The 13,081-nt window shown below is 59.9% G+C and carries 9 protein-coding genes and 1 pseudogene; 9 read left to right on the top strand and 1 reads right to left on the bottom strand.

Going from position 1 to position 13,081, the window contains the following annotated elements:
• Nucleotides 1-23 precede the first annotated feature (23 nt).
• Nucleotides 24-803, top strand: coding sequence for a 1,6-dihydroxycyclohexa-2,4-diene-1-carboxylate dehydrogenase (locus AC07UI_RS27405; protein ID WP_494995434.1), 780 nt, complete (start codon nucleotides 24-26; stop codon nucleotides 801-803).
• A 126-nt stretch (nucleotides 804-929) separates the two neighbouring features.
• On the opposite strand, the gene AC07UI_RS27400 is transcribed toward AC07UI_RS27405, so the two are convergent.
• Nucleotides 930-1,403: an Lrp/AsnC family transcriptional regulator gene (locus AC07UI_RS27400; RefSeq protein ID WP_494995433.1), complete on the bottom strand. Its 474-nt coding sequence runs from the start codon at nucleotides 1,401-1,403 to the stop codon at nucleotides 930-932.
• 220 nt (nucleotides 1,404-1,623) lie between these two features.
• On the opposite strand from AC07UI_RS27400, the gene kynU reads away from it, so the two are divergent.
• From kynU to AC07UI_RS27360, 8 genes and pseudogenes are all read left to right on the top strand, one after another.
• Nucleotides 1,624-2,874, top strand: coding sequence for a kynureninase (kynU, locus tag AC07UI_RS27395; protein WP_494995432.1), 1,251 nt, complete (start codon nucleotides 1,624-1,626; stop codon nucleotides 2,872-2,874).
• A gap of 48 nt (nucleotides 2,875-2,922) precedes the next feature.
• Entirely contained in the window at nucleotides 2,923-4,335 is a 1,413-nt protein-coding gene (locus AC07UI_RS27390; RefSeq protein WP_494995431.1) for an amino acid permease, read from the top strand.
• Between the two features lie 375 nt (nucleotides 4,336-4,710).
• The gene (locus AC07UI_RS27385) at nucleotides 4,711-5,280 is read left to right on the top strand and encodes an acyl carrier protein (protein ID WP_494995430.1); all 570 of its coding nucleotides are present in this window, start codon (nucleotides 4,711-4,713) and stop codon (nucleotides 5,278-5,280) included.
• A 10-nt stretch (nucleotides 5,281-5,290) separates the two neighbouring features.
• Entirely contained in the window at nucleotides 5,291-6,565 is a 1,275-nt protein-coding gene (locus tag AC07UI_RS27380) for a beta-ketoacyl-[acyl-carrier-protein] synthase family protein (RefSeq protein ID WP_494995429.1), read from the top strand.
• A 1-nt stretch (nucleotide 6,566) separates the two neighbouring features.
• Nucleotides 6,567-7,649, top strand: coding sequence for a beta-ketoacyl synthase (locus AC07UI_RS27375; RefSeq protein WP_494995428.1), 1,083 nt, complete (start codon nucleotides 6,567-6,569; stop codon nucleotides 7,647-7,649).
• Nucleotides 7,646-8,941, top strand: a complete 1,296-nt coding sequence (locus tag AC07UI_RS27370; protein ID WP_494995427.1) for a beta-ketoacyl-[acyl-carrier-protein] synthase family protein — start codon at nucleotides 7,646-7,648, stop codon at nucleotides 8,939-8,941. The genes AC07UI_RS27375 and AC07UI_RS27370 overlap by 4 nt, the downstream gene beginning before the upstream one ends.
• Nucleotides 8,941-10,159 (top strand): annotated as a pseudogene (locus AC07UI_RS27365) (beta-ketoacyl synthase N-terminal-like domain-containing protein). Before AC07UI_RS27370 ends, AC07UI_RS27365 begins: the two are co-directional and overlap by 1 nt.
• 44 nt (nucleotides 10,160-10,203) lie before the next feature.
• Nucleotides 10,204-13,074, top strand: coding sequence for an aminotransferase class III-fold pyridoxal phosphate-dependent enzyme (locus tag AC07UI_RS27360; protein WP_494995426.1), 2,871 nt, complete (start codon nucleotides 10,204-10,206; stop codon nucleotides 13,072-13,074).
• The last annotated feature ends 7 nt before the right edge of the window (nucleotides 13,075-13,081 follow it).

Genomic DNA, 13,081 nt, shown 5'->3' with positions numbered 1-13,081 from the left:
AATCCCATGGTTGAGGAGATGACATGAGCAGTTTACGTTTCAAGGGTAAGGTCGCGTTGATCACCGGCGCAGCCCAGGGCATTGGCCGACGGGTCGCCGAGCGCATGGCGGCCGAAGGTGCGCGGTTGGTGGTGGTCGATCGTTCTGAATTGATTTTCGAATTGCGCGATGAGCTGGCGGCCGGCAGCGAAGTGCTGGCGCTGACCGCCGATCTTGAGCAATACGCAGAGTGCGGCCGGGTCATGGCCCAGGCCATCGAGCGCTTCGGTCGGCTGGATATTCTGATAAACAATGTCGGCGGGACGATCTGGGCCAAGCCATTCGAGCATTACAAACCGGACGAGATCATGAGCGAGGTACAACGCTCGCTGTTCCCGACACTCTGGTGCTGCCATGCCGCGTTGCCCTACATGCTGGAGCAGGGCAGTGGGGCTATCGTCAACGTCTCGTCGATTGCCACCCGCAGCATCAACCGTGTGCCTTATGGCGCGGCCAAAGGCGGGGTGAATGCGCTGACGGCATGCCTGGCCTTCGAGACCGCCGAGCGCGGAATCCGGGTCAATGCCACGGCCCCCGGCGGTACTGAAGCACCGCCCCGGCGCATACCGCGCAACAGTGCCGAACAAACGCCGCAAGAGAAAATCTGGTACCAGCAGATCGTTGAACAGACCTGCGACAGCAGCCTGATGAAGCGTTACGGCACGGTCGATGAGCAGGCAGCGGCGATATTGTTTCTGGCCTCGGACGAGGCGTCCTACATCACCGGCATGACACTGCCGGTGGGTGGTGGTGATCAGGGCTGATCACCTGCGAGCACGGGCTTGAGGCAAAGGAAATCCAATGTAGGAGCGAGCTTGCTCGCGATGCGGGCACTGCGGTGTATCTGAATGACCGCGGTGATGCTATCGCGAGCAAGCTCGCTCCTACACTCACTTGCGTACGACCAGATTGAGCAACTCTTCTCGTTCCTTGATTTTCTGCAGGACGATTTCCGAGCGGATATCGGTGACGCCAGCGGTGCGGTTCAGCTGATTGACGATGAAGTCCGAGAAATGTTTCAGGTTGCGCGCCTGGACTCGCAGCACATAGTTGCTCGCCCCGGTAATCACGTAGGCGGTGACCACTTCCGGCCACAATTGGACCTTCTTGATGAAGGTCTCGTGCCAGTCCTCGACGTCCTGTCGCAATGACACATGGACGATGGCTTCGAGCTCGATTCCCAGCCGTTCGGCGTTCAGCACCGCGCGATAGCCGGTGATGATTCCCTCACTTTCCAGCAGCCGCAAACGGCGTAAACAGGCCGACGGCGACAGTGCGACTTTCTCCGCCAATTCCTGATTGCTGATACGGCCATCCTGTTGCAGGTGATGCAGGATTCGCAGGTCTGTCGAGTCGAGAGTCATGGCTAGAATAAATCCGCGTTTATTTGGGTTGGATTCGAATTTTCTTCGAGATAACTACTATACGGCCACTTACTTTGCACGAAAATTCTCCAAAACTTCGTTCATTATCTCTCCACCGTGAAGGCGTAAATAACGCCTGAAACACGACACTCACACCCATGCTCGACCCGACTATCGCGATTTGCCCGGACGGCACCTCATTCAAAAAACAGGACACTCAATGACTACAAGAAACGATTGCCTGGCGCTTGATGCGCAGGACGCTCTGGCTCCTTTGCGTCAGCAGTTTGCGCTCCCCGAAGGCGTGATTTATCTCGACGGCAACTCTCTGGGCGCTCGCCCGGTCGCAGCGCTGGCGCGTGCTCAGGCGGTGATCGCAGAGCAATGGGGTAACGGTCTGATCCGCAGTTGGAACAGCGCCGGCTGGCGCGACCTGCCTGAACGTCTGGGCAATCGATTGGCGGGGCTGATTGGTGCCGGTGACGGTGAAGTGGTGGTGACCGATACCACCTCGATCAACCTGTTCAAGGTGCTCAGCGCTGCCCTGCGTGTGCAGGCTACGAGAGCGCCGACGCGGCGGGTGATCGTCACCGAGACCAGCAACTTCCCGACCGACTTGTATATCGCCGAAGGTCTGGCGGACCTGCTGCAGCAGGGCTATTCCCTGCGTCTGGTCAACAGCCCTGAAGAGCTGCCGCAAGCGATTGACCAGGACACCGCGGTGGTGATGCTCACCCACGTCAACTATAAGACCGGCTACATGCACGACATGCAGGCCCTGACCGCGCTGACTCACGAGTGTGGTGCGCTGGCCATCTGGGATCTGGCGCATTCCGCCGGGGCGGTGCCGGTCGATCTGCATCAGGCGGGCGCCGACTACGCCATCGGCTGTACCTACAAGTACCTCAATGGCGGCCCTGGTTCGCAAGCCTTCGTCTGGGTTTCGCCTGAGCTGTGCGATCTGGTTACGCAGCCGCTGTCTGGCTGGTTCGGCCATTCGCGGCAGTTCGCCATGGAGTCTCGCTACGAGCCGAGCAGCGGAATCGCTCGCTACTTGTGCGGCACCCAGCCCATCACCTCATTGGCGATGGTGGAGTGCGGTCTGGATATTTTCGCCCAGACCGACATGGCCAGCCTGCGCAGCAAATCCCTGGCACTGACCGACTTGTTCATCCAGTTGGTCGAGCAGCGCTGCGCCGCTCACGAGCTGACCCTGATCACCCCTCGCGAACACGCCAAACGCGGCAGCCATGTCAGCTTCGAACATCCCGAAGGTTATGCGGTGATCCAGGCCTTGATCGCCCGTGGCGTGATCGGTGATTACCGCGAGCCACGGATCATGCGGTTCGGCTTCACCCCGCTGTATACCTGCTTCACCGAGGTCTGGGACGCAGTGCAGATCCTCGGCGAGATTCTCGATCAGAAAACCTGGTCCCAGGAGCAGTTCCAGATCCGCCATAGCGTCACTTGACGTCAAGGTTTTGTATCCGTGCAATCACAATAAAAAGGGGCACACAAAGTGACCACCTCCGAAAAAGGTTTCGAAGCGATTTCCAATCGTGAGCAGGGCCTGCGGCGCCAGCTCACATCGGGTCAGATGAGCATGATCGCCATTGGCGGTGCGATTGGCACCGGCCTGTTCATGGGCAGTGCCTACGCCATTGGTTATGCCGGGCCGAGCGTGCTGCTCAGCTACGCGATTGGCGCGATCATCACGCTGCTGTTGATGGGCTGTCTGGCAGAAATGACCGTGGCCCATTCGACCTCCGGCTCGTTCGGTGCCTATGCCGAATTCTATGTCAGCCCGCTGGCCGGGTTTCTGGTGCGCTACGCCTATTGGGCGGCGATTGTGCTGGCGGTGGGCACGGAAGTGACGGCGGTCGCGATGTACATGAAGTACTGGTTCGCCAACGTGCCGGAATGGATCTGGATCGTCTCGTTTTCGAGCATCCTGATCGTGCTCAACGCCATCAGCGTGAAGACTTTCGGCACCTTCGAGTACTGGTTCTCGACCATCAAGATCGGTGCGATTGTCGGCTTCATCATCCTCGCGGTGTATGTGGTGTTCGGTTCCGGCAATCCGGATTACGGCGTGCACAACTACACGGCTCACGGCGGCTTCTTCCCCAATGGTTTGCAAGGGATGTGGGTCGCGGTGATCGTGTCGATCTTCAGTTACCTGAGCGTGGAAATGATCGCGGTGGCAGCCGGTGAGGCGCAGGATCCGGAGCGGGCGGTGAAGAAGGCCTTTCGCGCGACCATCGTGCGGCTGGTGGTCTTCTACCTGCTGACCCTGGCGTTGATGTTGGCGATTGTGCCGTGGGTTCAGGCCGGTCATGCCCAGAGTCCATTCGTCACCGTCATGCAGACCATCGGTATTCCCGGCGCAACCGGGGTGATGAACTTCGTGATTCTGATTGCGGCGTTGTCGGCGATGAACAGTCAGCTCTACATCACCACGCGCATGATGTTCAGCCTGTCCCGTGGCGGCTATGCACCCAAGTCCATGGGAGTGTTGAGCAAGACCGGGATCCCGCTCAATGCCTTGTTGCTGTCCAGTTCGGGCATCGCTTTGGCGACGTTGCTGAACGTGGTGTACCCGGAAAGCTCCTTTACCTTGATGATGGCGATCTCGATGTTCGGTGCCATTTTCACCTGGTTCATGATCTTCCTGACCCACTACTGTTTCCGCCGTTACCAGGAGCGCAACGGCGAGCGGAAACTGTCCTTCCGCATGCGGTTGTTCCCCTACACCACGCTGTTGGGGTTGGTGCTGATGGGCGCTGTGATGATCACCACCTACTTTACCGATGCCTTCAAGATGACCCTGGTATTCGGTGTGCCTTTTCTGCTGATCCTCACGGTTGTCTACTGGATCTTCTTTAGAAAATCCAAGGCAGCCACAGTATTGAATCCGCTGCCAAAGGTTTAGACGCAGGAGATGTGCATTGCCGGCCCGGCGGTTTTCAAAGACCGTCGGGCCGGCATTGTTCTGAGCATTCTCGAAGTCAGCTAATTGCCACAACTCTCCCTCATCAGTTGATCCACTCTCTTTAAAATGTGTGAATGGTGGAACTACCGTTCCAGTTTTGCTCTTTCGGCTGCACTCTTTTTCTGTGCATCGAACAGGTGCTTAAAGTGCCGGTTTTAAGCGCAAAACAGTTCTTTAAAAAACCATGACCACACGTTGACTCTCCCCTCAAGGGGAGAGTTTAGACTCCGGCGCCGTTGGAAAAGACCCAGGGGGAATCAAACCTCTTGCGCTGTTTTTCAATAACCCTGCGCACAATTTATACGGAGATAAATGATGAACAATCCATTGGAGTTGGAGAGCGTTATTACGAGTACTCGCGAAATCCTCGCGCAGTTGCTGGTGATGGAGGTCGATGCTATCGATGAACACAGCAGTATCGTGGAAGACCTCAGTGCCGACTCTCTGGATATTGTCGACCTGAGCTTTCAGTTGGGTCGCACTTATGGCTGCACCTTGCCGAAAACCAGCGTGCTGGATCACGCGGTAGCGGTGTTTGGCGACGTCAGCCAGTTTGTCGACAAGGGCCGTATCACCGACGCCGGTGTGGAGCTTCTCGAACAAAGCCTGAGCGCCTATGCCCCGGGTCAGCTGCGGGGCGGCATGCAGCCGGCGGACGTGTTCGCTGCCACCACCGTGCGCAACTGGGCACAACAGTGCCACAGCGTCTTCAACTACCTGCCCCCGACATGCCCGGAGTGTGGCGCCACCCAAGCGCGTCTCAATGAACGCCGGCAGGTGGTCTGTTCCGGCTGCAGCGCTCGATTGGTCCCGATGGAAGGGGACGAAATCTCTCGCCAACTGGTGGAAAAATATGCCGCGTCCCGCTTGCAAGAAACGGCCTAGGAGTTTCTTCATGCGGCTGCGAGAAGTTTATGTCACGGGATACGGACTGGTGGCGCCCACGGCGATGGACGCAGCCACGCTGTTTTCGCGGATCAGCGAGAAGCGTTCGTGTATTCGTGAACATCCGGTGTTTGCCGAGCTTGGATTTGCAAATACCGCAGCCGGTTATATCGATCACCGTCAGTGGCAGGAAATGACCGCTGAGGTTCAGAGCGATGTTTTGACGTTACCGCGACAGAGTGTGCTGGCCGAGTATGTCGCCAGGCAGGCGTTGCAGCATGCAGGTCTGACCCCTTCGGCATTTTCTCAAGTCGCCAGCGGGTTGTTCCTCGGCTCAAACAAATACTGTGTGAGCCAGGATCTGCAGGAGGCCAGTCGATACATGGACGAAGCTGGCAGTGTGGATCTTGATCTGTATCTGCAAAACCACGAACTGGCGGGCGGAGCATTTTCTCGTCGGGTCGACCAACAGACTCTGCACCTTGCCCGATTTCTCGGCATTCGTGATCACATCTCTACCCACTCCGATGCCTGCGCTGCCGGGACCATGGCGATAGGCAGTGCGTATCGCGCCATCGAGCGCGGTGACATCGACCTGGCCATTTGCGGCGCCGTGGAGTTGATGTCCCACGAACTGTCGTATTACAGCTTCGACGGCCTTGGCGCAGTGTGCCAGCGCTCCGATTTCGCCGCGGATCAACAGAGCCGTCCGTTCATGCCGGATCGTTGCGGCTTTGTGCTCAGCGAAGGCTCGGCGCTGATCGTTCTCGAATCCAGGCCGCATGCCGAGCGTCGCAAGGCCACCCCGATTGGCCGCGTTTTGGGCTACGCCAATTATTGCGAGGCGCAAAAGATCACCTCCAGCAGCCGGGATGGCAGCAAGTACGCCCACTGCATGGCCGCAGCGATTGAAAATGCCGGTCTGACGAGCAGCGCAGTCGAGCATGTCAATACGCATGGAACGTCGACGCAGGCCAACGACCGCAGCGAAGCGTTGGCACTCAAGCAGGTATTCGGCGAGTCCGTGAGCAACGTGACATTCACCGCCAACAAATCGGCGGTTGGCCATTCCCTGGCGGGCAGTGGCGCCATTGAAGCAGTCCTGTCGCTGATCAGTCTGCGCGATGGCGTGTTGTTGCCAACGCTCAATTATGACCCGGACAAGGCTGAGTTCCCCGAGCTGAATTTTCTGAGCGAACCCTTGCATCAGCCCATCAATGTCGTGCTGTCCAACTCCTTTGGCTTCGGCGGCGTCAACAGTTCATTGGTTCTGGGGAGGGCATGAGATGAATACGCTGGATACAAGACCCGTTTACATTACTGCGGCCTCGGTGTTCAACGCGGCTGGCAGCGAGTGCGCAGACTTGCAGGGGCCGCTGACGACCCCGCAACCGCTGGATTTCGACCCTGCTCGATTGGCCTATTGCGTGACCGCGCCACGATTGCCCTCGGATATTTTCGATCGAAAGATTCAGCGCGGTATCGAGCCTCAAGGTGCGCGCTTGTTGTACTGCGCGGGGCGCATCGCCCCGGCGTTGGGTGCCTTGAATCTGCCTGCGCAGCGGATTGCGCTGATGGCGGCCATCCCGGAAGTCGATGGCCCCAGCTCTTGTTGGGATGCCGTGCAGGCCATCGGTGAGCAACCCGACACACTGCTCGCGCAACTCTTTGCCCATACGCCACCGCTGCATGCACTGATGATGCTCAATAGCAGCGTCATGGCTCACGTCGCGCAAGCGCTGCACTGCAATGGCCCCATGGGTGGTTTCTGTTCCCAGGGCAATGCCGGTGTCGACGCCTTGATCGAAGCCTTTGAACACCTTGCCGAAGGTCGCGCCGAGGCGGCTGTCGTGGTCAGCAGCAGTCCGAACATCACCCCTGCATTATACCTGCGAGAACGTGCCGAGCGACCGGTCAATGCGGGTTCGCAGCCTTACGGGGAAGGCGCGGCCGCGTTGTTGCTGACATCCTCTGCGCCGACCTGCGGCTCGATGGCGTTCCGCATCGCCGGATTCGCGCGTGGTTATAGCGCCTCGCCCGAGCGCTCAAGCGCGGTGGCGAGCAGGGTCATCGAGCAGGCATTGAGTCAGGAAAAGCTCTGCCTGAGCGACGTCGCACGCATCGTGGCAGATACCCAGGATGCGCGGCTCATGAGCCTGTTCGCAGAGACAGGGCGGGTTGTTCACAGCTCCCGGCACATGACTGGCGATCTGGGGGCGAGTGCCTTGCTGACCGAGGTCGCCCTGACGTTACTCGACGATCGTAGTGAGCCTGCGCAAGCGCATTACACGCTGCTGCTCAATCACAGCCGTGCAGGGCATTGGGGCGCGCTATTGCTGGTGAATGAAATCATGGAGAAGCACGCATGAGTGCGACAAGGATCGTGATAACCGGCATGGGCGCCGTGACCGGATTCGGTTTCGAATGGCAGTCGATGTGGGAAAAAATGTTGCGCGGCGAACACTGCATCCGCCCCTGGCAGCCCGAAGGCGTGAAGGACGGAGCATTCCCGGTTCGCTATGCGGCGCCAGTGGATTCAGGCTTGTTGCCTGGTTATCTGCGGGACCATTCAGCCTGGCAGACGGCCTTGGAAAAGCGCAGCAAATTCGGCTGGATTGCCGCAAGCCAGGCGGTTACTGACAGTGGTCTGGAGCCCGCCGGGCTGCGCGAAGCAGCTGTCTTGTGTGCCTCCGGCGCACCTGCGCACATGCTCCAGGACATGCTGCTGACCTACTCCGGCGAGCCTGCTCAGACCCCGGCCTGGCGCCATCTGATGAGCCGGGTCGATCAAGTCAATCCGGCCGGTTCGTTGCGCCAGAGCAACGATCGGCTGGCACGGGTCATTGCCGACGGAATCGGTTGCGAAGGGCCGGTGATCAATATCAGCAGTGCCTGTGCCGGCGCGTCCCAGGCCATCGGCAATGCTTTCCAGATGATTCGTCGTGGCGAGGTCGAGGTGGCTATCGCAGGCGCAGCAGACTCGGTGTTGAGCCTGGACACCATGACCGCGCTGTATCTATTGGGCGCGGCAAGCAGTGAGCAGCGCTGGGGAACCGAACTTTGCCGGCCTTTCGATCGCCACCGCAGTGGCTTGATTGCGGGCGAGGGCGGCGGCTTTGTGGTACTCGAAACCCTGGAGCGAGCGCTGGCGCGTGGCGCCGTTCCCTACGCCGAAGTGCTGGGTTTTGGCAGCAGCCTGGACGGTTACAAGGTGACCGCGCCCGACCCGCAAGGACGTGGCGCTGCCCTGGCCATGCAGACGGCGTTGCACGACGCCGGGATCGCGCCGCAACAGGTGGATCTGATCAACGCTCACGGGACGTCGACGCCACTTAACGATGCCGCCGAAACCCTGGCGATCAAGTCTGTGTTCGCTGAACGCGAGCACTATCGACGGTTGGCGATCAGTGCCAACAAGTCGCAGTTCGGGCATCTGATCGCGGCGGCCGGCGCACCGGAGTGCATCGTCACGGCACTGGCCTGCCGGTACGACCGAATTACGCCAACGATCAACCTGCACAGCGCCGATGAGCAGTGCGACCTGGACTACTGTGCCCATCAGGCGGTCAACCGCCGGGTCGATGTGGCACTGAGCAACTCATTCGGTTTCGGTGGTCTCAACACCTCCCTGGTGCTTGGCAAATATCGGGAGCACGCATGATGGGGGCTGCACACGCTCAGGTCGCGATTGCCGGTGCTGGCTGTGTATTGCCCAGCGGCTGGGGTGTGGAGCGTTTCTGGTCGGCGGTCTGTGAATCACGCAGTGCAATTGCGCCCTTGCACTCCAGGCAGTTTCACAGCGCCCGGGTGACGGCCTTCGGACAAATTTCGGATGAAGATCACCAGCGCAGCCGTCAGGACCTCGCACAGAACCTGCAGCGCTATTGCGCGCCGGCGGTGATCTGGGGTGTCAGCGCGGTACGCCAGGCGTTGGCCGAAGCGAACCTTGCTCCGGGTCAGGACGGTTTGCGTTATGGCCTCTATTGCTGTCAGGGCGGATTCACCCACCCCTCGCTCGCCTCTTATGGCGAGTTGCTCCACGAATGCCGCAAGGGCGAGGGCGCCGACATGCGCCTGCTGGCCCGACGGATTCTGCAGGAGCGGGTGCAGGATCCATTTCTGGTGCTCAAAGGCCTGAGCAACATCTTGCTCGGCGTGGTCAGCCTGGCCCTCAAGCTTGAGTGCGAATGCAATGCTTACATGCAGGGCGTCTCCGGCAATCTGGCAGCGTTGCGCGAGGCCAGTGCGGCGCTGCAGAGCCGGCGTATCGACGCCGCTATCATCGTTGGTTCCGGGAGTGAACTCGACGCGCTGGCACTGTGCGCACTGGTGCAGGCGGGCATCATCAGCGCCGACGGTTCGCAAACGCTGCGACCTTTCGATGTGCAAGGGACGGGCGGCATTGCCGGAGAGGGCGCGGCGGCATTAATCCTGCGCCGACGCGAGGACCTGTGCGATGCCCCCGCAGGTTTGCCTGGTGGGCATGACCGCCCACGTCGATCTTGAAGCGTTGAACCTGCCCGACAAGCAAGTCGATCTGCTGGTGTGCGCGGGCAGCGGCGATCCGCAGAAGGATCGTCAGCTGAGCCAGACCCTGGCCCGTACGGGCGCTGCACATATCACCAGTGGGCTGCCGGTGACCGGAATTCTCAGCGCGGCCCCCAGCCTGGTCGATCTGATTCTGGCCAGACGTGCCCTGCAGGCCCAGAGCGTGCCGCCAATTTTCGGCTTGCAACTGCCAGTTGCTGCGCATTTGCCCTTTGTGATGGGCGCCAGTCGCTCGGCGAACTTGCGCGACTGCCTGGTCATCAACCGCGACGACAACGGTTTCAGTGCTTGTTACCAACTCGAGTACAGCGCTCAGGCAGCCAGCGCCTGACGTTTTTTGTGAACCGCCTTCTTCTTTCAAGGGATATGACTGTCATGGATTACCGTAATTTCGTTCGCCCCAAGTTCGTTGACCTGCTGCAGGCACTGGGCCTGGAGTGCGAGTTCCAGCGGGCGCTGGGCAGTAAACTGTTCTATCGCGACCGCCACGGTGCACAAGTCACCGTCACCGATTTTCTCGGTGGTTACGGCGCAGCCTTGTTCGGGCACAACGATCCGCAGTTCGTCGACCAGCTCTGCACGCTGTTGCGTGACGACGTGCCTTTCAACGCGCAAATGTCAATACGCGGTCCGGCCGGAGAGTTGGGCCGTGCGCTCAGCGAGGCCTTCAATCGTGAGTTGAAGAACACCGAACGGTACATTTCGACCTTCTCCAACAGCGGTGCCGAAGCGGTGGAAATCGCCGTCAAGCATGCCGAGTATCGTCGTCAGAAAACCCTGCACAAGCAGTTCGACGATCTGGATTTTGCCCTGGCCAATCTGACGGCCAGCGACCGGGCTTATCGGGAACTGGATGTCGATGACCTTGACCTGCCGGCCGGGCTGCTACCGGCTCACCTGACGAGTGTAACGGTACGTCAGGTGGTCGAGGCGGTGCGTCAGTACAACCTGGCGCAGCTGCATGTCGAGCCGGTGTTCGTCGCGCTGCGTGGCAGCTTCCACGGCAAGCTGGTCAATACCGTGCAGCTGACTTATGGCCGGCAATATCGCCAGCCATTCGCCCGCTTCGGCTTGAACGTCGAGTTCATCGATCCGCAACAGCCGCATCAACTCCAGGAACTGCCGGCGCGTCATAGCCGTCACTGGCTGACCCTGCAGTGGAGCGGCGAGCAGTTACTGGTCGCTCGGCAGGCGTTCAGTGCAATCACTGCGGTGTTGCTTGAACCGATTCAGGGAGAAGGCGGAATCATCGAATTCGCCTCCGACTTCTACCTCGCGTTGCGGCGTCTGTGTAACGAACAGCAATGCCCGTTGATCGTCGATGAAGTGCAGTCGGGCTTCGGGCGTACCGGCACCTTCCTGGCCAGCAGCCATTTCAATCTGCAAGGCGACTACTACTGCCTGTCCAAGGCGCTGGGCGGTGGCTTGATGAAGATTGCGGCAACTGTGATTCGCAGCAGCCACTATGAAAACGACTTCAGCTATATCCACAGCTCGACCTTCGCCGAAGACGATGCGTCCTGCCATATTGCGCTGTCGGCCCTCAATCGGCTGTTCGCCAACGACAATGCCATGCTCAAGGACGTGCACAACAAGGGCGAGTACCTCAAGACCTCGCTGCTCGAGCTCAAGGCGGCTTATCCCGATGTGATTGCCGATGTCCGCGGCCGAGGGCTGTTGCTCGGTTTCGAACTGCACGACCAGAGCGGCAACAGTTCGCTGGTGCAGGCCTCGGCCCAGTACAACGATGCACTGGGTTATCTCATCGCCGGCTACCTGCTGCAGTTCGAACGCTTGCGTGTGGCGCCATCGGGCAGCAACTCCAATGTGATTCGCCTGGAGCCGCCGGCCTGCATCACCTTCGCTGAAATCGACGGGTTGATCGGCGCGTTGCAAAATGTCTGCGACATGCTTCGCCGGGGCGACGCCTTCCCGCTGGCGGCGACTATCTGTGCCGATTCGATTCCGGTTGTGCCCGCGCGTGACGCCAGTTTCCAGAGGCCTGCCAGCGGCATCAAAGCCGACCAGGACACGCCGGTCGTCGCTCGCGTTGCCTTCATCAACCACTTGATCGATGCCGACATTCTTGGCGATGTCGATCCGTCGTTAGGCCAGCTGAGCGCCGAACAGAAGCGCGCTTTCATTACGCGCACAGCGCCGGAACGCCGGGCTGCGCCAGTCGGACCGGTGCTGATTCGCTCGCGGCTCGGTACTGCGGTGGAGTTCACCTTGTATCCGTTGTGCATGGACTCCAACGCCATGGCGGACTACATCATCAGCGGTGACCTGGAGGTCATCCGCGAAGAGGTCGGCAACCGCATTCTCGACGCTCGCGCCGATGGTTACAGCGTCGCGGGGCTGGGGATGTACACCTCCATCGTGACTAACAACTGCCAGGCGCTGAAGATCCCGGACATGGCGCTGACGTCCGGCAATGCCTTGACCATCGGCATGGGGCTGGAAGCCATTGAGCAAGGCTGCAAACAACAGCAGCTTGAGCTGCGCGGGCAAACCGCGGCCGTGGTCGGGGCGGCCGGCAACGTTGCTTCGACTTACGCGTCCCTGCTGTCGGCCACCGTCGATCACCTGATCCTGATCGGCAGTGGTCGCGATGGCTCGGTGCGTCGCCTGGAGAAAACCGCGCAGCTGATCTACGCCGACGCCGCCCGGTCGATCCTCAAGGGCAACGCCGAACAGGATCGGCTGGCGATGCGTCTGCTCAAGCTCAACGGTATCGAGGAGTTGCTCCAGGAACATGGCAGCAGCCCGGACCTGGGTCTGCGTATCTCGCGGCTGGTGCAGGAGCGCGTCGGGGTGAATGCGTTCATCACCGTCACCAATGATCTGAAAGCACTCAAGCGAGCCCGCGTCGTGCTGTGTGCGGCGAACGCTGCGCAGCCGTTCCTGGATGCCGGACATTTTGCCGAGAACAGTGTGATTTGCGATATCGCGGTGCCGTTGAACGTTGACCAGGCGCTCTGCAGCCAGCGTGCGGATGTTCTGTACATGCATGGCGGCATTGTCCAGACGCCGCTTGGCGATGGGCTTGCGCCAAATGTCCGGGCCTATCTGAAACAGGGTCAGTTGTATGCCTGCATGGCCGAGTCGGTCCTGATGGGGTTGTCGGGGATCAAGCAGCATTACTCCTATGGCGATATCAGCCGTGAGCAAGTGCAGCAAATCCGCGCATTGGCGGCGATTCATGGCTTCGGCCTTGCTCAGTTCAAGACCAACAACTCACTCTAAGGAACGG

It is taken from the genome of Pseudomonas sp. GW821-FHT04C07, assembly GCF_059420325.1.
Note: the sequence above shows the minus strand (reverse complement) of the source record. Positions and strands in the feature narration are given on the sequence as shown.